At 69.9% G+C, this 19,379-nt stretch carries 21 protein-coding genes and 3 pseudogenes; 14 read left to right on the top strand and 10 right to left on the bottom strand.

The features are described from left to right. Positions 1-50: 50 nt before the first annotated feature. The 5 genes from OG252_RS02560 (at position 51) to OG252_RS02540 (ending at position 4,011) form a co-directional block, all read left to right on the top strand. Positions 51-410 carry a nuclear transport factor 2 family protein gene (locus tag OG252_RS02560; RefSeq protein WP_266452217.1) on the top strand — a complete coding sequence of 120 codons (360 nt, stop codon included), beginning with the start codon at positions 51-53 and terminating at the stop codon, positions 408-410. Between the two features lie 47 nt (positions 411-457). Further along, complete coding sequence (locus OG252_RS02555; RefSeq protein WP_329333331.1) at positions 458-844, top strand: hypothetical protein; 387 nt, start codon at positions 458-460, stop codon at positions 842-844. 66 nt (positions 845-910) lie between these two features. Beyond that, entirely contained in the window at positions 911-1,231 is a 321-nt protein-coding gene (locus OG252_RS02550) for an EthD domain-containing protein (RefSeq protein WP_329333329.1), read from the top strand. A gap of 137 nt (positions 1,232-1,368) precedes the next feature. Next, positions 1,369-2,868: a class I adenylate-forming enzyme family protein gene (locus OG252_RS02545; RefSeq protein ID WP_329333327.1), complete on the top strand. Its 1,500-nt coding sequence runs from the start codon at positions 1,369-1,371 to the stop codon at positions 2,866-2,868. A 102-nt stretch (positions 2,869-2,970) separates the two neighbouring features. Further along, the gene (locus tag OG252_RS02540) at positions 2,971-4,011 is read left to right on the top strand and encodes an MBL fold metallo-hydrolase (protein WP_329333325.1); all 1,041 of its coding nucleotides are present in this window, start codon (positions 2,971-2,973) and stop codon (positions 4,009-4,011) included. A gap of 94 nt (positions 4,012-4,105) precedes the next feature. On the opposite strand, the gene OG252_RS02535 is transcribed toward OG252_RS02540, so the two are convergent. From OG252_RS02535 to OG252_RS02525, 3 genes are read right to left on the bottom strand one after another with little or no spacing between them, the layout of a single operon-like run. Beyond that, on the bottom strand, positions 4,106-4,864 hold the full coding sequence (locus OG252_RS02535; RefSeq protein ID WP_266452225.1) for an SDR family NAD(P)-dependent oxidoreductase: 759 nt from the start codon (positions 4,862-4,864) through the stop codon (positions 4,106-4,108). 35 nt (positions 4,865-4,899) lie between these two features. After that, a complete protein-coding gene (locus OG252_RS02530) occupies positions 4,900-5,928 on the bottom strand; it encodes a phosphotransferase family protein (protein ID WP_329333323.1) in 1,029 nt (342 codons plus the stop codon). After that, the gene (locus OG252_RS02525; RefSeq protein ID WP_329333321.1) at positions 5,925-7,127 is read right to left on the bottom strand and encodes an acyl-CoA dehydrogenase family protein; all 1,203 of its coding nucleotides are present in this window, start codon (positions 7,125-7,127) and stop codon (positions 5,925-5,927) included. Before OG252_RS02525 ends, OG252_RS02530 begins: the two co-directional genes overlap by 4 nt. Positions 7,128-7,259: 132 nt before the next feature. On the opposite strand from OG252_RS02525, the gene OG252_RS02520 reads away from it, so the two are divergent. The 4 genes and pseudogenes from OG252_RS02520 to OG252_RS02505 all read left to right on the top strand — a co-directional run bounded on the left by OG252_RS02520 (position 7,260) and on the right by OG252_RS02505 (position 9,531). Further along, positions 7,260-7,988, top strand: a complete 729-nt coding sequence (locus OG252_RS02520) for a TetR/AcrR family transcriptional regulator (protein ID WP_329333319.1) — start codon at positions 7,260-7,262, stop codon at positions 7,986-7,988. Between the two features lie 16 nt (positions 7,989-8,004). Next, positions 8,005-8,313 (top strand): annotated as a pseudogene (locus OG252_RS02515) (SDR family oxidoreductase); the annotation flags it as partial. A 22-nt stretch (positions 8,314-8,335) separates the two neighbouring features. Beyond that, positions 8,336-8,647 carry a hypothetical protein gene (locus OG252_RS02510; RefSeq protein WP_329333318.1) on the top strand — a complete coding sequence of 104 codons (312 nt, stop codon included), beginning with the start codon at positions 8,336-8,338 and terminating at the stop codon, positions 8,645-8,647. A gap of 32 nt (positions 8,648-8,679) precedes the next feature. Then, positions 8,680-9,531 (top strand): arylamine N-acetyltransferase family protein, encoded by an 852-nt coding sequence (locus OG252_RS02505; RefSeq protein WP_329333316.1) that lies wholly within the window; start codon positions 8,680-8,682, stop codon positions 9,529-9,531. 773 nt (positions 9,532-10,304) lie between these two features. On the opposite strand, the gene OG252_RS02500 is transcribed toward OG252_RS02505, so the two are convergent. Together OG252_RS02500 and OG252_RS02495 are read right to left on the bottom strand one after the other, a co-directional pair. Continuing rightward, positions 10,305-11,558 (bottom strand): MFS transporter, encoded by a 1,254-nt coding sequence (locus OG252_RS02500; RefSeq protein WP_329333314.1) that lies wholly within the window; start codon positions 11,556-11,558, stop codon positions 10,305-10,307. A gap of 158 nt (positions 11,559-11,716) precedes the next feature. Beyond that, positions 11,717-11,956, bottom strand: a complete 240-nt coding sequence (locus OG252_RS02495; RefSeq protein ID WP_266452237.1) for an AMP-binding protein — start codon at positions 11,954-11,956, stop codon at positions 11,717-11,719. 104 nt (positions 11,957-12,060) lie between these two features. Between OG252_RS02495 and OG252_RS02490 the strand changes: the two genes are divergently transcribed. Further along, positions 12,061-12,426: an iron chaperone gene (locus tag OG252_RS02490; RefSeq protein WP_266452239.1), complete on the top strand. Its 366-nt coding sequence runs from the start codon at positions 12,061-12,063 to the stop codon at positions 12,424-12,426. Between the two features lie 198 nt (positions 12,427-12,624). Here the strand turns inward: OG252_RS02490 and OG252_RS02485 are convergent, their stop codons facing one another. Together OG252_RS02485 and OG252_RS02480 are read right to left on the bottom strand one after the other, a co-directional pair. Then, a complete protein-coding gene (locus tag OG252_RS02485) occupies positions 12,625-13,359 on the bottom strand; it encodes a dienelactone hydrolase family protein (RefSeq protein WP_266452241.1) in 735 nt (244 codons plus the stop codon). Between the two features lie 825 nt (positions 13,360-14,184). Next, positions 14,185-14,658, bottom strand: coding sequence for a hypothetical protein (locus OG252_RS02480; RefSeq protein WP_266452248.1), 474 nt, complete (start codon positions 14,656-14,658; stop codon positions 14,185-14,187). A gap of 186 nt (positions 14,659-14,844) precedes the next feature. On the opposite strand from OG252_RS02480, the gene OG252_RS02475 reads away from it, so the two are divergent. Then, positions 14,845-15,660 carry a sulfite exporter TauE/SafE family protein gene (locus tag OG252_RS02475; RefSeq protein ID WP_266452252.1) on the top strand — a complete coding sequence of 272 codons (816 nt, stop codon included), beginning with the start codon at positions 14,845-14,847 and terminating at the stop codon, positions 15,658-15,660. 413 nt (positions 15,661-16,073) lie between these two features. Here OG252_RS02475 and OG252_RS02470 read toward each other — a convergent pair. Next, positions 16,074-16,258: pseudogene (locus OG252_RS02470) on the bottom strand (Tn3 family transposase); the annotation flags it as partial. 458 nt (positions 16,259-16,716) lie between these two features. Further along, entirely contained in the window at positions 16,717-17,448 is a 732-nt protein-coding gene (locus OG252_RS02465; protein WP_329333309.1) for a MerR family transcriptional regulator, read from the bottom strand. 54 nt (positions 17,449-17,502) lie between these two features. On the opposite strand from OG252_RS02465, the gene OG252_RS02460 reads away from it, so the two are divergent. Then, the gene (locus tag OG252_RS02460; RefSeq protein WP_266452256.1) at positions 17,503-17,790 is read left to right on the top strand and encodes a hypothetical protein; all 288 of its coding nucleotides are present in this window, start codon (positions 17,503-17,505) and stop codon (positions 17,788-17,790) included. A gap of 379 nt (positions 17,791-18,169) precedes the next feature. Here the strand turns inward: OG252_RS02460 and OG252_RS02455 are convergent, their stop codons facing one another. After that, positions 18,170-18,727 carry a hypothetical protein gene (locus OG252_RS02455; protein ID WP_266452258.1) on the bottom strand — a complete coding sequence of 186 codons (558 nt, stop codon included), beginning with the start codon at positions 18,725-18,727 and terminating at the stop codon, positions 18,170-18,172. On the opposite strand from OG252_RS02455, the gene OG252_RS02450 reads away from it, so the two are divergent. Continuing rightward, entirely contained in the window at positions 18,726-18,860 is a 135-nt protein-coding gene (locus tag OG252_RS02450; protein WP_266452260.1) for a hypothetical protein, read from the top strand. The two genes, OG252_RS02455 and OG252_RS02450, sit on opposite strands and share 2 nt — an antisense overlap. Next, positions 18,848-19,318: pseudogene (locus OG252_RS02445) on the top strand (amino acid permease); the annotation flags it as partial. The gene OG252_RS02450 and the pseudogene OG252_RS02445, both read left to right, overlap by 13 nt. Positions 19,319-19,379: the final 61 nt, after the last annotated feature.

Here is a 19,379-nt window from a genome sequence, read left to right as displayed (position 1 = left end):
ACGTGCGTCCGCGACGGAAACCAGCCATTCCCAGCATGGAGAGGACTCCCATGGCCGGCGTAATCCCCGACTACATGGCCCGCATGGACAGCGACGACCCCCGTCAGGCACTCGAACTCCTCGTGCCCGACTTCCGATTCCTGATCGCATTGCCCGGTCGCGAGGCGACGGGAACCTCCAGGGACGACTTCGCCGCCTACATCGCCGGCCGCAACGCCGTCGAGAGGGGACACGAAATCCTCCGGCACAGCTCCGACGGCGATCTGGAGACCGTGTACGGAGTGGTCACCGAGTCCGGGAAGAGTGTCGGCTCCTTCCTGTCGGCCGCCGTCGTCACACCCGACGGACGCATGGCGCGCTACCAGTCGTACTTCAGCACCACCTACGACCTCATCGACCGGCCGCACTAGCCGCGCCCCAGCCCGGCACACACACCCACCGATCCCTGGGAGCCGACATGACCGACACCTCCACGGACGCCGCCCCCGCACCCTTCCTCACCGCCTGGTTCGACATCCTCGACAGCGACGAACCGACCCGGATCCTCGACCTGATCAGCGACGACTTCACCCTCTCCATCCTGTTCTCCACCGGCGACGGCAACGCGACCGACTTCGCCGGCGACCGTGCCGCCCTCGTCGGCTATCTCGAACAGCGCGAGAAGGGCACCCGCACCCACCATCTCCTGTCCGCGACCACCCTCGGCCAGGACGAGCTCTTCCTCGGCGAGGTGCGGCGCGCGGGAGTGCCCGAGGCGAGCTTCGTCGCCGCGGGCCGGGTGGACGGCCACGGACGTCTGCAGCGCCTGCTGATCGGCCGGTCGTCCGAGATCCGCTTCACCTGAACCCACCGGGCCCCATGCAACGGCCCATGCGACTCCGCTTCGACCGGACACCCACGGAGGACCGTCATGTACAACCTCGTCCTGCTGGCCGCCAGGCCCCCGGAGTGGACGCACGAGCAGTTCATCGACTGGTGGCGCGGCGACCACGCCGAGCTGACCTACCGCCTGCCCGGGCTTCGCACCTGGCGGCACACCGAGATCGACAAGGCGCTGGAACCGCGCTCGGACGGCTGGGACGGCATCTCCGTGCTCAGCTTCGACTCCCCGCAGGACCTGAAGAAGGCCCTCGCGAGCCAGGAGTGGGCCGACGCGATCGCGCAGGTCGGGGACATGAAGGGCCGCCGCATCGCGGTGATGGGGCACGAGGCGCAGCTGTTCGGCGGCTGAGACCGCCGGAGCGAGCGTCCACCCGTTCCGTCAGCACGGCATGCGTCGGGCAGGCACCACAGCGTTCATCACAGAGTTCACCACCGCGTTCACCACAAAGTTCTTCACGGAGTTCGGCCACGTAGCGAGGAAGCGGGATGCGACAGGTAGTGCGGGAGTTCCAACGAAGGGCCGAGCAGGCGGACTTCGTCGCCGTCATCGACGACGAGGGCAGCCATACGGCGCGCGAGCTGCTCGCCGAGGCCGGCCGGCTCGCCGAGGCGATGTTCCCCGCCGGCCCGGGCGGCACCGTCATGCTCCAGGCCGACAACTCATGGCGTACCGTCGCCGGCTCCCTTGCCGTGGGACTGCGCGGAGGGGTCCTCGCGGTGGTCAACCGGCACACCACCCACGCCGAGTTCGCCGCGGCCTGGGAGGACATCCGCCCGGACGCCGTCGTCGCCGAGGCCTCGGCGAGCGACGAATGGGGGCTCCCCGAACTGCTGCCGGGCCCGGTGGACGCGGTGCTCGACGGCTGGACCTGCCGTGCCACGGACAGCCCGCGTGATGTGTCACGGTGGTCGGGAGGTGTCCTCATCGGACTGACCTCCGGCTCGACCGGGCGGCCCAAGGGCGTCGTGCAGTCCGAGGAGGCCCTGCGCTACGCCGGCGCGAGCACGATCGACATCAACGGCCTGGCCCCCGGCGACGCGGTGGCCGCGATCGTGCCCCTGTCGTCGACCGCCGCCTACTGCTTCGGCGTGTATCTCTCCCTTCTGCTGGGCGGCCCGCTCGTCCTGACGGCGAAGTGGGACCGGGCCGTCGCGCTGCGGCGGATGTCCGAGACCGACGTCCGCTGGACCATGTGCGTACCGACGATGGCGCTGCAGATGGGAGCCGAGGCGGCCGGATCCGGCGTGCTCTCGCACGTCCGCGCCATCACCGTGGGCGGCGGTCCCATGGACCGCGGCGCCCTGGCACGGGCCGAACGGTCACTGGGCACCAAGATCCTGCGCGTCTTCGGCATGTCGGAGTGCCTCGGCCACACCTCGCCCCGCCCCGACGACCCCGAGGAGATCAGACTCGGCAGGGACGGCCGCCCCTTCCCGGGCACGCACCTGCGCGCACTGACCCCCGACGGCGCCGAGGCCGGACCGGGCGTCACCGGCCGCGCACAGGTCCGCGGCCCCTCCCTGTTCGTCGGCTACGCCCGCGACGGCCGGGTCGAGCGGCCGACGCTGACCGAGGACGGCTTCTTCCCGACCGGTGACCTGCTGCTGACCCACGAGGACGGCACCGTCAGCATCATGGGCCGCGAGAAGGACATCATCATCCGCGGCGGCCGCAACATCGACATCACCGAGATCGAACGGGCGGTCGCCGGGTACCCGCGGGTGGCCAGGGCCTGCGTCGCCGCGGTCCCGGACGAGGTGCTCGGCGAACGCGTCGCGCTGCTGGTCGTCACCGAGGACGGACACGGCATCGACCTGGCCGAGGTGACCGGACACCTGGAGAGCGTCGGACTGTCCAAGTCCAAGTGGCCCGAGTTCGTGTACGACGTCGAGGAGTTGCCCCAGACCAAGGTCGGCAAACTCGACCGCAGCGGAGCCCGCGCACTCGCCCACCGGCTACGCACGGGCACACCCGACTTGGCCTGATCAAAGGCGATCCGGCTTGACCTAAGGACGGACCCGGCGGGGTCGCACACCCGCGCACCCCGCCGGGTCCGGTCCCCAGCGAAACAGACTCATTGGAGAATCATGACAGCGCGGTTCGACCAGGGCCCATGGGCCGCAGCCGGAGTCCAGACCGTCCAGCCCGGAGTGCACCGCGTTCCCCTGCCGCTGCCCAACGACGGCCTGCACGCCGTCAACGTCTATCTGCTGGAGAACCTCGCGGAGGACAACGGCATCGTCATGATCGACGGAGGCTGGGCGATCCCCGAGGCGCGCAAGGCGCTGGAGGAGGCGCTGGCCGCCATCGGGCGCGACCTCGGCGACATCAGCCACATCCTGGTCACCCACATCCACCGTGACCACTACACCAACGCCGTGGAACTGCGTCGGCTGCTGGGCTCGCGGGTCTACCTGGGCGCGGGTGAGCGGCCGGGGCTGGAGATGCTCGACCGGCTGCGCAGCGACGAACCCGCCGGCTCGCTGGAGACGCTGCGCAGGGGAGGGGCGGCCGAACTCGCCGACGAGATCGCGGCGATGGACCACGGCGGCTATGACCCGAGCGTGTGGGAGGCCCCCGACCAGTGGCTCGGCGCGGAAACGCTCCGTTTCGGCGACCGCGAGCTGCGCGTCGTACCGACTCCCGGGCACACCAAGGGACATGTGGTCTTCCTGGACGAACAGCGCGGGCTGCTGTTCGCCGGCGACCACGTCCTTCCGCACATCACCCCGTCCATCGGCTTCGAGCTGACCGAAGCCGGCGGGCGCCCCCTGGCCGACTACCTGGACTCGCTGCGGCTGATGACGCGGTACGCCGACACCCGTCTGCTGCCCGCGCACGGGCCGGTCACCGACAGCGCCCACACCCGCGTCGCCGAACTGCTCACGCACCACGACGACCGGCTCGCGAAGAGCCTGACGGCGCTGGGCGAGGACACCCTCGACGCGCACGCGGTGGCGCGCAAGCTGGGCTGGACGCGTCGCGAGGTGCCGTTCGGCGACCTCAACGCCTTCAACCAGATGCTCGCCGTGAACGAGACGGCGGCCCACCTGGACGTCCTGGTGCTGCGCGGACGCGCTGCGGTGGCGTTCGTGGGCGGGGTGAACCAGTACACGCGTGTGCGCTGACACGGCACGTGTACAGGGGGAGGGGCTCGGTCATCGCCGCGCCCCTCCTTCCGTGTCAGCGGACCATGTCGGGTGGAGCTCGTCGGGGACCTCGTCAGCGGGCCGTCCAGCCGCCGTCCACGTACAGCTCGGATCCCGTGATGAAGGTCGCGTCCTGGGAGGCCAGGAACGCCACCGCGCCCGCGACCTCGTCGGGCCTGCCCAGCCGCCCCATCGGGGTGCCCTCGACCATGGCGGTGTGCCGGGGCGTGCCCCGCCACAGTTCCCGGGAGAGGGGCGTCTCGATGAAACCGGGGTGGATCGAGTTGACGCGGACGCCGCGCGTGGCCCAGTGAAGTGCCGCGTTCTTCGTCATCAGGCGGACCGCGCCTTTCGCGGCGTGGTAGGAGAACTGGCTGCCGAAGCCGCCGACGGTACCGAAGATCGACGCGATGTTGACGATCGAGCCGCCGCCGGAGCGTTCGATCGCGGGACCGCCGTGCTTCATGCCGAGCCACACCCCGCCCTGGGTGACCGCGATGACCTTGTCCCAGGACTCCTGGGTCTCCGTCTCGACCGTCCGCATCTCGGCGATGCCCGCGTTGTTGACCAGCACCGACAGGCCGCCCAGTTCGGCGACCACACGCTCGACCGCGCCGCGCCACGCCTCCTCGTCGCTGACGTCCAGCGCGAGGCCGAGCGCCCGCGCCCCGTCACCCGTCAGCTCCTTCGCCAGGTCGTCGCAGCGACCGGCGTCCACGTCCGTCACGACCACCGTCGCGCCCTCCGCGGCGAGCCGGTGCGAGACGGCGTGTCCGATGCCGCCGGTCGCACCGGTGACCAGGGCGATCTGTCCGGACAGTCGGTCTCCCACGGGCTCTCCTCGTTTCGGCGTGTGCGCGGTCACGGTCATGGCAGCACTTCCAGCCCCGAGCGCAGCAGCGCGGGGACCGCGGACCCGACCCGTTCGAACCCGGTGCCGACGGTCTGTCCCGCGCGGTAGCGGGCGTGGATGCCCTCCGCGATGACGGCGAGCTTGAAACAGCCCAGGGCCTGGTAGTAGGGCAGGGCGTCGAGGGTGCGGCCGGATTGCGCGGCGTAGCGCTCGGCCAGTTCGGGCCCGGTGGGAAAGCCGGGGTTGGCCGTCGGGACGTGGCGCGCCGCGAGGACCGGTTCGCAGGTCGGGTCCCAGTACATGAGGAGCATCCCGAGATCGGCGAGCGGATCACCGAGCGTGGCCATCTCCCAGTCGACGATCGCCGCGATCCGGCCGTAGCCGTCCGGCGCCAGGATGGTGTTGTCCAGGCGGTAGTCGCCGTGCACGATCGCCGGGGCGCCACTCACGGGCACGGCGCGGGCGAGCCTGGTGTGCAGTTCGTCGATGTCGGGCAGCGAACGCGTGGCGACCTTCTCCCACTGCCCGCGCCAGCGCCGCACCTGACGCTCCAGATAGCCGTCCGGCCGGCCGAAGTCACCGAGCCCGACGTCGGAGGCGTCGACCGAGTGGAGTGCCACCAGCGCGTCCACGAGCGCGTCGGCGGCCCGTCGTGCCTCGCCGGGCGGCAGTGCGGCAGCGTCGTCGCCGTCGCGCAGTACTGGCCCCTCCACGAAGTCGACGACGCAGAACGGCGCGCCGATCACCTCCGGGTCCCGGCACGACAGCACGGCACGCGCGACGGGCACCCCGGTGCCGCTGAGGGCGGCGACGACGCGGTACTCGCGGTCCATGTCGTGCGCCGTGGGGGTCAGCACCCCCAGCGGGGGCCGGCGCAGCACCCACCGGTGCGTCCCGTCGGTCACCTCGTACGTCAGATTGGACCGCCCGCCCTGGAGCAGCCTGATCCTCAACGGACCGGCGCACTCGGGGACATGGCGTTCGAAGTACCGCTGCAAGGCGGGCAGGTCGACGCCGACCACGGCAGCCTCGGCTGCGGTCACTGTGCGGCCACCCGCTCCCGCGCCGCCCGCACCGCACGCTTGGCGATGGCCCACCGGTGGGTCTCGGACGGACCGTCGTAGATCCGGAAGGGACGCACCTCCCGGTAGAGCCGGGACAGCGGGGCGTCCCCCGAGATGCCGAGCGCGCCGCACACCTGCACGGAGCGGTCGACCACCCGGTTGACCGCCTCGGAGACGTACGTCTTGGCGATCGAGGTGTGCTGGGCGGCCGAGCGGCCCTGGTCCAGTTCCCAGCAGGCCCGCCACAGCACCGCGCGGCTGGTCTCGATGTCGATCTCGGAGTCGGCCAACAGTTGCTGCACCATGCCGAGTTCGGCGAGCGGTTTGCCGAAGGCGTGGCGATTGGTCGCGCGCTCCAGGGCGATGTCCTGCGCCCGCCGGGCCACGCCGAGCCAGCGCATGCAGTGCGTCATCCGGGCGGGCCCGAGGCGGACCTGCGCGTAGGCGAATCCCTGGTCCACCTCTCCCAGGACGGCGCTGTCGGCGACTTCGCAGCCCTCGAAGAGGATCTCGCTGTGTCCGCCGAACAGGCCCTGGTCCAGCGTGTCGATGTTGCGGACGATCTTCATTCCCGGGTTGTCGGCATCGACGAGGAACATCGTGGCGCCGCCCGCGTCGCCCGGTCCGCCGCTGGTGCGGGCCATGCAGATGGCGAAAGCGGCCCCGTCGGCGCCGCTGATGAACCACTTGCGTCCGTCGATCCGCCAGCCGCCGTCGATCCTGGCCGCGGTGGTGGCGAGGGCGCGCGGATCGGATCCGGCGCCGGGCGCCGGCTCGGTCATCGCGAAGCAGGACCGGATCTCACCCGCGGCCAGCGGCCGCAGGTAGCGCTCCTTCTGCTCGTCCGTGGCGACCACTTCGAGCAGATGCGTGTTGCCCTCGTCGGGTGCCGCGCAGTTCAGAGCCAGCGGCCCGAGCAGCGAGTACCCGGCCGCCTCGAACACCACTGCCTGGCCGCACAGGTCGAGTCCGAGCCCGCCCCATTCGGTGCCGACGTGGGGTGCGAACACCCCCGCGCCGCGGGCCGCCTGCTGGAGCCGGCGGCGCAGTGGTTCGGGACCGGCGTGGACGTTCCCGTCGCACGCCCGCTCCTCGGGTATCACCACGTCCTGTACGAACGCGGTGGTGCGCCGTGCGACGTCGGCGACCCTCTCGTCGATCTCGAACCCGATGGGCATGTTCACTCCCGAGCTTGGCTACTGACCATTAGCCATCTCAGGGCTGAAGGGGTCGGCCTGTCAAGGGCTCGGGCTATAGTGGCTACTTCAGCAGACGAAATCGACTAATGGTCGATAGCCTCAGGAGTGCACGTGAGCTCAGCCCAGAGCGAGGGGCGCGGCAGGTCGCAGACCGGATCGCGCGGCGGGTCGTACGAGCGGCCGCACCGGCCGGCCCGGGCCGAGGGCACGCCCGTCACCGACCGCCGGTCGGCGATCCGTCAGGCCGCGCTTCGTCTCTTCGCCGCACAGGGCTACCGGTCCACCACCATGGCCGACATCGGAGCCGCCGTGGGCATCCGAGGCCCGAGCCTCTACAAGCACGTGGCCTCCAAGCACGAACTGCTGGCCGAGATCATGATCGGCACGATGGAACAGCTCATCGCCGACAACATCGTGGCCGTCTCCGGCACCGACGACGTCCGGGAACAGCTGCGCCGCTCCGTGGAGGCGCACATCCGCTACCACGCCCGCCACCGCCTGGAGGCCTTCGTCGGCAACCGCGAGATCGCCAGCCTGGACCAGCCCGACCAGGACCGGGTACTCGGCCGCCGCAGCGACTACGAGCGCCGCTTCCGCGAACTCATCGAGCAGGGCGCCGCCGAGGGAGCCTTCCACGTGCAGTCGGCCCGCATCGCCTCGTACTCGATCCTCGACATGGGCATCGGCGTCGCCAGCTGGTTCCACGAGGGCGGCGAGTTCTCCGTCGACCAACTCGCCTACCAGTACGGCGACATCGCCCTGCGCATCGCGGGGGCGCGCCGGCACGGCGGCACGGCGGCGGGGGAGGAGCCGGCAGCAGGGAGCCACCTGCGCCCCTGAGCCCGATCGCGAGACCGTTCGCAACGCGGGCTCCAACGTCCCGTCCGTCCTGGCCTCGCTGACCAAGGGCGGTCTGCAGTCCGCCACCAAGTCCCTCGCCATCGAGTACGCCACGCGAGGCATCCGCGCCCATGCGGTCTCGCCCGGCACCATCAAGACCCCCATGCACACGGAGGAGACCCACGCCTTCCTCGCCGCCCTGCACCCGGTCGGGCGGATGGGCGAGGCGAGCGACATCGTCGACGCCGTGCTGTACCTGGAGACGGCCCCCTTCGTCACCGGCGAGATCCTGCACGTCGACGGCGGCATGAGCGCGGGTCACTGAAACGTCAGACAGGAGGAACACCATGCACGGCACCACCGACGACCACGCGGTCCTGCACGGCGTCCTCGACCAGTGGAAGGCGACCGTCGACGCCCACGCCCCGGAGCGGGTCGCCTCCCGCTTCACCGAGAACGCGATCTTCCAGGGGCTGCACCCCTACAGCGTCGGACGGAAGGGCATCGCCGACTACTACGACTCCCAGCCCCTCGGCCATCTGGACGTCGACTTCTCCTTCACCGACCGCCCCACCCTGGGCGTCAAGCTCTCCGTCCTGGTGCAACGGGTGGAGGACGGCTGGCTGATCGGCCACTATCAGGTCTCCCGTCTCGACTAGGCTGATCAGCCGTTCGAACGGTGAGGGGGAGCATGATCGACGTCGACGGATATCTGGCCGTGCTGGGGGTGGCCCGGCCGGCGACCCCGACGGCCGAAGCGCTGTGGGCACTGCACCGGGCGCAGGTGGAACGGGTCGCCTACGAGACCCTCGACAACCAACTGGGACGGTCGACGGGCATCGGCGCCGCGGAATCCGTGGCCCGGATCATGCGCGGGCGCGGCGGCTACTGCTTCCACCTCAACGGGGCCTTCGCCGCGCTGCTGACAGCCCTCGGCTACGACGTCACCCTGCACCGGGCCGGGGTACAGGACGAGGTCGAGGACCCCGAGGGCCCGGCCGGCGACCATCTCGCGCTCACCGTGGGGCTCGACGGCGAACGGTGGCTGGTCGACACCGGGCTCGCCGGCGGAATGTACGAGCCACTGCCGCTGCGCGAAGGCACCTACACCCAGGGGCCGTTCACCTACGCGATGGCCCCGTCGGTGGTGGTGCCCGGCGGCTGGCGGTTCACCCATGACCCCCGCGGCGCCTTCACGGCGATGGTCTTCGCGCCGGAGCCCGTGGAGCTGTCCTCCTTCGCCGCGGAGCACCACCGGCTGTCCACTTCCCCCGAGTCCGGATTCGTCCGGGTCCTCCAAGCCCAGCTCCGTGACGCCAAGGGCGTGGACATGCTGCGCGGCTGTGTGCTGCGCCGGATCGACGCCGAAGGCGTGTACGAGCGGACCATCGACTCGTCCGACGACTGGTACGACGTACTGGCCGACGTGTTCCATCTGAACCTGACCGACGTCGACGCCCCCGCGCGGGCGGCGCTGTGGCACCGCGTCCACACCGCACACCAGGAGTGGGAGGCCGCGGCACAACGTGAAACCACGCTCTGACGGGACGGTCGGCCCACCGATTCCCGCCCGCTGTAACCGGGCGGCCTTCTACGATCCGGTGCATGCTGGATCCCCAGGACCCGGTAACCGGTCCACTCGGCTGCGCTGAGCCGCGGCCGACGCCCGGGATCCTGGGGCGCAAGTGCCCGCGAACCTCGAGGCGGAAGAACTCGCCCTGGCGCGTGACTTGGCACTCCGAGGCCTGCACGAGTCCGCCTGGGCCCCTACCGGGCGGGGCACGTCGTCGCCTGGGACATGTGCATGGGGATCGCCTTCCCCTTCACGCCAGACCCCGACGAACTGCGGGAACTGTGGCCTCCGCGTCAACGCGGTCCGCGCAGATGCAGCGCGAACGCGATGAGCTGCCCCATGGCACCCATGCGGAGCACCGCGCGGCGGTGACACTCAGCCTCAACGGCGCTCCGATCACCCGGCAGCGCGCCCAACTGCGCCTGCGCTACCGACTCACGGCTCCCATACCACCGCAGTGGTATGGAGCGAAGCCCCTGACTCGACCCGGGTGAGCTCGACCGCGTCAGGGAGGACCTGGCACGCGTGAGGCGGGGCATGCGCCCCTCGTCGCGATGGCCAGCGCCGCCCCACGATGGGTAGGGACACACGCTCACCCAGACACCGACGAACTGCGCACCACGACCGCGGCCATGCCGTCTCGCTCCTCACACAGGACCCCGAGCGTGCGCACCGTTTCGCCAAACGCACCCTCGGGGACCTGGAGACCGCCGGTTCCGACGTCCCCATCGCCGTACTCGCCTTCACGGCGATACATCTTCGGTGCCCTTGCCTGTCTGCTGCGCCTCGTCTGCGGAGTTGACTGCTGCAACCATGAGAGGGCGGGTTGCTGGCCTTCTCACGGCCGGAGCGATGAAGAAGCTCGCCGCCACGCAAGCCAGCACGACGAGCATGGCCGACCGCAGACCGTAGTGATCGCCGATGAACCCCAGTCCGGGCGGGCCGACCAGGAAGGCGATGTATCCGATGGTCGCCGCGAAGCCGACTCGTGCCGCCGATTCCGGCCCGGAGTCTCCCGCGGCCGAGAGCGTAAGGGGAAAGCCGAGTGAGGAACCGAGCCCCCAGAAGAGCACTGAGATGCCGGCCAGCAGAGGACTGTCAGAGAAGATCACCAGGCTCAGCCCCACGGCCGCGGATGCCGCGCTGCCACGAACGACAGCCGGGCGACTGAAGCGCTCGAGGAGGAAGCCGCCGCTGAAGCGCCCGATGGCCATCGCCGCAGCGAAACCCACGTAGACGACGGACCCCATCGTCGCGTCGAGTCCGTGGCCGTCCACCATCAAAAGGGGCAGCCAGTCATTGGCCGCGCCCTCCGCCAGCGCCATCGCCAGGACGATCGCACCGATCAGCGCCAGCCGTCGGTCCTTCCAGACCTTCGGCCGGGTGCCGGCCTTCGCTTCATCGACGGCGTCATCCTTCCGCCTGCGCCCTGTCCCATCGGGCACGGCCCGAAGGGCATACGCGCACAGGGAAACGCACACCAGAGTGATCACGCCGAGGTGCCAGTGCACGGGCAGGGCGGCTGCGGTGGCTCCCATACCCAGCGCGGCGCCCACGACAGTCCCGAGGCTGAAGAACCCGTGCAGCGTGGGCAGGACCGTGGTGCCCGTGAGTCGCTCGACGTCGGCTCCGTCGACGTTGATCGCAACCTCTCCCGCTCCCATGCCCGCACCCATGACACAGAGTCCGCCCGTGACAGTGACGGACGATGTGGTCAAGCTCCCGAAGCCGATGACGAGCGTGCTCGCGACCACCATCGACGTTCCCAAACCCATGACCGGTCGGGTGCCGAACCTCGACACGAGCGTCCCCGAGCAGAGGATTCCGATCATGGATCCAACCGAGAGACCGAAGAGGATGAGCCCCATCTCCCCGGTAGAGGCGTGCAGGCGGTCTCTGATGTCAGGGGTCCGAGTCACCCAGGACGAGATGGAGAGCCCCGGTATCAGGAAGAAGAGAAACAGCGACCGCCGGCGGCGGCGCGTGGCAAGGTCCATCAGGGAAACTCTCCAGGGAAGCGAAGCATGCGAAGTCCACGAGAGGAGCGACGAACACCTCAGAGGCGACGACGAGTCAACTGATCTCCCCCTTCAGGATCCTGCCCGTTGCCTTGATAGGAGCATGTCGACGAACTCGACGATGCGCGGGTACTCGATCAAGGATGCGGGGTCTCGGGCCTCCGGTCGCAGCCCTTCATCACGTGGTGGCCGTTGACGGCGATCTCACCGATCCCCTCGGGATCATCCTTGACCTGCGACCAGTCGTCGTTGACCAACTTCACCTCCACGACTGGGATGGGCACTCCGACAGAACCTACCCGTCGCTCCTGGCCGAGCTGCGCGAAGGAGACCGGGGGAGACGTCTCCGACAGGCCATAGCCCTCGAGGATCGTCACGCCGAAGCGCTCCTATGACGGCCATGACGGCCATGACGGCCTGTACCCGTGGTGTCGCTTCCGCGGCCGGCGCATGCGGCCCCCATGCGGCCTACACTCACGGAATGGCGCAAAGCGGGGCACACGATGTCGACGGCTATCTGGCAGAGGTGCCTGAGGAGCGCAGGGACGCCTTGGTCAGGCTGCGGCGGTTGTGCCGACAGGAGCTGAAGGGCTTCGACGAGGTCATGGCGTACGGGATGCCCGCGTACGAGCGTGAGGGTGCCGCTGAGATCGCGTTCGCGAGTCAGAAGCAGTACATCTCCTTCTACCTGATGCGCAGCGACGTGCGTGCGGCGTTCGCCGAGCAACTGGCCGGGCAGGACATGGGCAAGGGTTGTCTGCGATTCCGTAGGCCCGAGGCCATCGACTTCGACCTGCTGCGGGGCCTGCTCAAGGCGGTCTCGGCGCAATCCGGCACGATCTGCTGACACCGCCGGGTCGCCGGGCCGGAGCACGAGAGATGCCGATCAAGGTGATGGAACGCAGGCGCCACTCGTCCGACCACTGAGGGAAACGAGTATCCCAGCAGGTGTGAGGGCGGGCTAAGCCCGCCCTCACCACGCGCTTCGAAACATCGCCAGGACTCCGAAGCCAGGTACTTCAGGTTCGGTTTCCGAGCCGGAGCCTCACCGGTTGGCCAGGGTGCGGTCGAGGAGCGGCAGCAGGTGGTCCCAATGGCGCTGCAGCGCGGCGGGGTTGAAAGCGTCGGTGTCGGACATGGTGAAGCCGTGGACGGTACCGGGGTAGATCTCGGAGGTGTAGCCGACCCCCGCGGCATCCAGGGTCTGGTTGAGCTCGGCGAGGGCCGCGGGCGTCATGTCACCTTCGGCGTGGCCGAGGTGGACCTGGGCAGTTATCTTGGCGAGGCTGTCGGGCCCGTCGGCGCCCACGGGACCGTGGAATGCGGCGACGGCGGCCACCTGGCCGGGGTGGGCCGCGGCGGTGCGCATCGCCAGAAGGCCGCCTATGCAGTAGCCGGTCACCGCGAAGGGTCCGGCGCCGACCTCGGGCTGGGCGGTGAGGAACCTGAGGTAGGCGTCGGCGTCGCGCAGGACACGTTCTGCGGTGTGCGCCTCGAGCAAGGGCATCAGCTGGGCCATGACCTGGGGCCGGGCCTCTTCTCCGATGTGTGCGGGAAGTTCGATCAACGGTGCCGGGCCGTGCCGGTAGAAGGGGTTGGGGACGAGCACGTAGTACCCGTGTCCGGCCAGTTCGCGGGCCATCTCCCGCAGCACGGGCCGGATGCCGAAGCCGTCCGCGTACATCAGCACCCCTGGGTGCCGCTCGCCACTGTCGGGGAAGGCGGCGAAAGCGTCGGCCTGGCCGTCGGCGGTGGGAATGTGCAGCGTCTTGGTGGGCATGCGTTCTCCTGTCGTGGTTGACGTGTCGAGCTGTGATCAACACGACAGGAGGCGGAGCCCGCGCGGCAGCGCCGGACCCTAGATCCAACAGCGGGCCGGTGTCGGCCCGTACGGCGCTCAGGAGAGCACCGGGTCACCAATCCGTGTGTGGCGCAAGGCCGTCCCGGTAGTCATCGCCGCACAACGTAGCCCACCGGGCAGGCTCGATGCCAGCCCTCTACAGGCCACGGTGCTATTCGCGAGAATAGGCTTGGTTGGCACCTCGGATCCTGAACCCGGTCGACGCGCTGCCCGTGACAGCGACGCCGATCTTGAGTCTGCACGGGCCTCACCACTTTGGCGGTCAGGTCGTCGCGGGGCTCCGGGCGGCCACGCCTTTCCAGCCATCGGACAGCTATCCGCATGACAGCCATACCCAGAGCCCCTGGGCGCGTTCCCCAGCCGGCCGCCGACTGCACTTCGCCACCGTCCGGCTCCGGGATTTCATCGTGCACGCGGCCTGCCGCTTTCCGTCGGGCTCGGCGTCGCGGTGCCCGACGGACCTGGGCACAAAGCACAGTTGCGGGCCCGCAAGCCGACCCGGCTCGCCGAACACCCGGAGGCCGCGGCCCGGGGCCGGTGTTCCCGTCCGCGGGACGGTTGGGTGGAGTACATGCGAGGATGCCCGGCTGACGCCGGCTCCTCACAGGGCAACATCTCGGTCCACTGTACTTTCGGTGCCAGGTGCTGCCAGCTACGGCCGACAAGCGGTGTCTGGCCCGGCGCCCGCTGCCTGGACCGGAGCCCGAAGAACAATTACAGAGCCACGAAGCATGGATCGGAGCCTCACTGCTCATCCAGGGATGGCTGCCGGGCAAGGAACTCCTCGAACGCCGCCTTCTGCTTCGGATCCATGAAGCCTTGGCGGACATTGCGGGCCTGCTCCTGGAGCCAGTGCGCCTCGTCGGGGTCCAGGAGCTCGGCGACCACCACGCCCTTGCGAGCAACCGCCGTGCGCCCTCCTACGCGACGACGAAAGAGCGTGAACGCGCCGTATTCCGCTGGGTGGGCCAGCTCCGGCTCCTCCGCCACAGCGCGGTTCTCGTCCCCAGCGTCACCCTTCGGGTAGGCGGTGGGGGCCCAATGCTCCCAGAGCGCCAGCGTGGCCGCGGGCACTAGCACCGCGCGCTCCGCCTCTTCACGCCCCTCCCACATGAACGTGACAGTGACGGGCTCGCCGACCGCCTCGGCCAACCCGAGCACCCTCTCCATCTCGTCGTTGATCGGGTAACCCGCCACTACATCGATCTGAATGCCCATGGTGCCTGAGGCTACTGGCCGCTTCCGACATCCCAGGCCCACAACCCCTGTGCCTCGTCGACCAGGGCGCATCAGGGGATCGTCCGAACCCGGTGATCACCGACTGAGCGCCTGTCCGAGGCAATCCCGCGACGGAGAGCAGCCGCTCCACACAAGCAGGGACGGCCACGAGCGAGGATGCCAGTCGTGACCACTGACCAGACCCTCGTTCCTTTCCGCTCGACGCGCTCGCTGCCCGTGGTGTTCGGCGTGGGAGGGGCCATCGGAGTTTTGGGCGGGATGATCGGTCTGGGCGGTGCGGAGTTCCGCCTGCCGCTCCTGGTCAGCTTGTTCGGGTTCGCCGCGCTTTCGGCGGTCATCCTGAACAAGGCGATGAGCCTGGTAGTGGTCCTGGTCGCGCTGCCTGCCCGGCTGTCCGCGGTCCCGGCCGCCGAAGTGGCCGCGCGCTGGCCGGTCGCGGTCAACCTGCTGGCCGGCAGCCTTGTGGGAGCCTGGGCGGGAGCATCCTGGGCGGTGCGGATGCGCAGCAGCACCCTCTACAAAGTGCTGTCGGCTCTGATGGTGCTCATGGCCGCGGCCCTCCTGATCACGCACACCAGCACCCTGGACTCGCTCTCGCTGCCGCTGTGGGCGCAGGTGCCCTGCGGAGTCGCGGCCGGCTTCGCCATCGGGGTGGTCGCAGCGATCATGGGCGTAGCCGGAGGCGAACTGCTGATCCCGACGATCGTGATGCTGTTCGGCGAGGACATCAAGACAGCTGGCAGCCTCTCCCTGCTCGTCTCCCTGCCGACCATGCTGGTGGCCTTCGCCCGCTACAGCCGCGACGGCAGCTTCGCCGTGCTGGGCGCCAACCTCCGCTTCACCTTGATCATGGCCGCAGGCTCGATCGCCGGCGCGGTGCTGGGCGGGCTACTCCTCGGCGTGTTCCCAGACCTGGTGCTCATCCCCGTATTGGCCGTGATCCTGCTCGTTTCCGCAGCCAAACTCGCCCGTCACGACTGACGGCACCCAGGCGAACAGGGCACTTCCGTCCTGAGCGCTGCGCTGAAATCACGCCGATGACATGTGAGTTCGGACGCGTGCTGAGACAGGCGGCGACTGTGCCGCTGCACGGCCTCGCGGACGGCCCCAACCGCCGTGAGCGGTCTCACCGGGCGAAGCCGTAGTAGCCGCGGCCAGCGGTTGTCAGCGGTGCCGTCGCCCGAGCAGGCGGTGGTGACGGCCAGGAGGACGCCGAAGCAGGCAAGAGCACGTTTCCGCATGATGATAAGACCCCCGGTCCACCCCAAAGGTTGCACCTTGCCCAGCGTCACACCCTCGATGCCGCGCAGCTCCTCCACGATCTCGTCGGCGTGCTGGGTCGAGGTGGCCGAGAGAGCGTGGGTGTCGATGCCCAGGCGGTCGGCGTCGCCTTTCACGTCGTGGCCCTGCGCGCGGAGACGAGCGACAGCCGCGTCCAGGTAGCGCGTGTTCCACAGCACCACGGCATTGGACCAGGCCGAGGGCGGCGAGCTGGTTCCTCTCGGCCCGCGCGGTACGCCTGGCGGATCTGGCCCCGGCCACCGTGGCAGATCGCGCGGGCGAGCCGGTGGCGGGACTCGACGGTGTCGCCTCGGTGGGCCGGCGCTGTCGAGCGGTCCGCATACTCGGTGAGCGTCGCGGTGCCGTGCGTGCGGTGACTGCTAAGGCCGGCCGCTGCCCCGTGTGCGCGGGCTCCGGCACGGCGTGCGGCCCCTGCAGCGGGCTCGGCAGGCCGAGATGACCAGAGCAGGAGCGGATGCGCAGTCACATGTCGTGCGGCGGCTCGCCGACCGCCGTATGCGAAGGCGACATGGACGAGGAGCAGACTCGCCTATGGATGATCGCGCGGGCTGCCGGGTAGAGGGGGACTTCCATTTCGCTGAAGCGTGTGGGTCAGCGTTCGGCGCCCCGCTTGAAGGTCGAGCGGGCCGACGGGTAGCCGAGCAGCCCGAGCCCGGCGCACCGGCGAAAGCCGTCCACGCGTCGTTGCCGGTCCGCTCCGCACGCAGTGTGGACCGGGCGTCCGTGCACGGCGAGTCACGCGTCCAGGTGCGCGCGGATGAGCGTGTCGAGTCGCTGCCAGGCCGGGGACGAGGCGTTGACCGTGCCTTGGATGAGGGCGGGGATCTCGGAGGCCGCATCCAGCTGGGGTGGTTCGTCGGGTCCGTAGCGATCCCGGGTTGCCTCGGTGATCCGGCGGGCCAGGTCGTCGATGCGGGGATCGTCGGCGTCGAGGTCGTGTGCCTGGTCGTAGTCGAGGAAGAGCCGGCGCAGCACGGGGTCGGCCAGGGCCTCGGCCTGGTCGTGAAACAGGGTGATCGCCTGCTCTGGGTGGGTGGCGAACACGAGGATCCACAGGTCGCGTTGCAGGTCCACCCAACGGGGGGTGAATCCCCAGCGGGCCAGGTCCTCCAGATGGGCACCGACCTCGGTGGGCAGCGGGGCCGGCTGCCCTGCGGCAAGCTGGCGCAGGCGCCTCTGCGTTGCCCGCAGCCCATGGATGCGGGCCGTCAGGTCGTCGTCGATCTCGTGCAGCGCCTCCTGGAACTCCTCGTCGGACGCTGATCTCAGATCCCGGATACGGGCCAGGGGGACGCCGGATTCGGCGAGGGTGCGGATCTTGATCAGGTCGATGGCGTCCTTGGCGCCGTAGCGCCGGTAGCCGGACGCATCGCGGTCGGGTTCGGGGAGCAGCCCTTTGTCGTGGTAGACGCGGATTGTCTTGATCGACACTCCGACGTACTTGGCCAGCTGCCCGATGGTGATCACCTGGCCATCGTCCCACTTGACCCTTCCCCTGGGGCAGGGTTGCAGCATGGCGTCATGGCGAACATGCATGTCGATCGGGAGACCCTGCGCGAGCTGGCCGATGAGGGCAACGAGACCGCTTTGGACCGGCTGGCCGACCTCGCCGACGCAGCCGGCGACCTCGGAGAGCTGAGCGAGCTGCTGGACGAGGGGTCCATGCACGCCGGGTTCCTGCTCACCCGACGCGCGGTCGCGACCAGAAACCTGCGTGAGCTGCAACGGATCTCCGACGCCGGGTACGACGAGGCCGGCAACGAGCTCGACCGACTGTTGAAGGCACCGGCCGACGGGCAGCGGGAATGAGGATCCGAGCGGCCGCTGCGGTGGGGTTCCAGGCCGTTGCTGTCGGGGTCGGCTCGCCGCTCGCATGCTCGGGCCAGAGTGGTGGGCATGGCTGAACCGGTGCTTGCGAGCGATGGACGGTGAGGAGGGCCGACGTCTGCTGCGGTTCCTCCGCCGCGGCACGGGTTCGGTGGTCACCTCGCGCTCGGATGGTGCTGCCGGCTCCGGGCATGGCAGTGGCGAGGATCGCGGGTCGACGTTCACGGAGCGACCGGCCGGTCCGCGACGCTACTTCATCCTCACGGATGCCATGTCCGTCGCACACGCCCAATGCGTGGACTTGGTGGCCGGCACGGTGACGAGCACGAGGCGGGTGACCGTGCCAGATGAGCGGCTGCTCTCATCCCAGGCCGGAGACCTTGAATACCGTCAGCGCCGTCTCCCGGTCGATCTGCTTCGACAGCCGGAGCAGCGCGCTCGTCCCGCACGTCAGCGATCCGCGGGTGGCGGAGACGCGCGCGTCCTCGTCGAGGCGGTGCCACACCGGTGGGTTGGCGATCAGAACGCGGGGGTCGATTTCGAGCCGCCCGCCGAACGTGTCGCGCAGTACGAGCCGCTGTCCGACACCGTTCAGGCATCGGACGGACACCAGATGGTCGGTGCGCACCCGCCGCTCCCGCAGCAGCCCGCGCGAGGCCAACCAGCCCTCGCCCGCGGCCACCCGAGACGGGAACAGCACCAGGAAGAGCAGGACGGCGAGGGTGGCCCAGAGCGCGCCGCGCCACAGCGTGAAGCTGCCGGCGGCCCGGTCGATCCCGAGCAGGAGGCCGAGGAGAACAGCTGAGCAGCGGATCGAGCTGCGGAGGTCCGCGGCCCAGCGGTGGTCGTATGCCGCTTCGGAGGGCTGGTGCGCGAGATCGCTGACCGTGTCGTCTCGCGCATCGTCGGAGTGTCCCATGGCGCTGACGCTAGGCACCGAGACGGCCGACGCCTCGCGTCTTGATGTCTCCCTGATGGGCTCTCTGCCCGATGTTGACGCCACGGCCAGGGCGGGCGCGGGCGCCAGGTTCTTGTTCGCCACCGTCGTGTAGGTCAGAAGGCGTCACGGCTCGGCCTGGGCCGCATCCTGGAGCCGCCGCACCGAGACCGATCCGTTGTGATCGTCCCGGTGTCCAACCCGTCTGTGCTGACCTGTGAAGCCCTGAATGCCGCCGCCTCGCTCGGCGACGAGGTGCACGCGGTCACCGTCTGTCATCCGGACGCCGAGGAACCGGTCGCAGACCGCCACGCTGGAACGGGATGGCCCCAGTGGAATCCGGGCGTGCCGCTGGTCCGCCTCGTCTCCGAGCACCGCGCCCTCGGCCGCCCGATCGCCGCGTACGTACGAGGGATCGCCGGGCCCGGCACCCGGGTCACGGTCCTGATCCCCGAGGTCGAGCCGGACCGGCTGGGGCAGCGGCTGCTGCGGAACCAGCGGGGTGCGGTCGTGGTGCATGCCGTACGACGGGGCACGGATGCGGTGATCTGCCGGCTGCGGTTCCGCATCTCCTGGCCGCTGCGCCCGAACGGCCCGCACCTCACCGGTGTGGGCCGTCGGCGTTCCCCGGGAG

It is taken from the genome of Streptomyces sp. NBC_01352 (genome assembly GCF_036237295.1).
GTDB classification, from domain to species: Bacteria; Actinomycetota; Actinomycetes; order Streptomycetales; family Streptomycetaceae; genus Streptomyces; species Streptomyces plumbiresistens.
The sequence above is the reverse complement of the archived record's forward strand: the minus strand, read 5'-3'. Positions and strand labels throughout refer to the sequence as shown.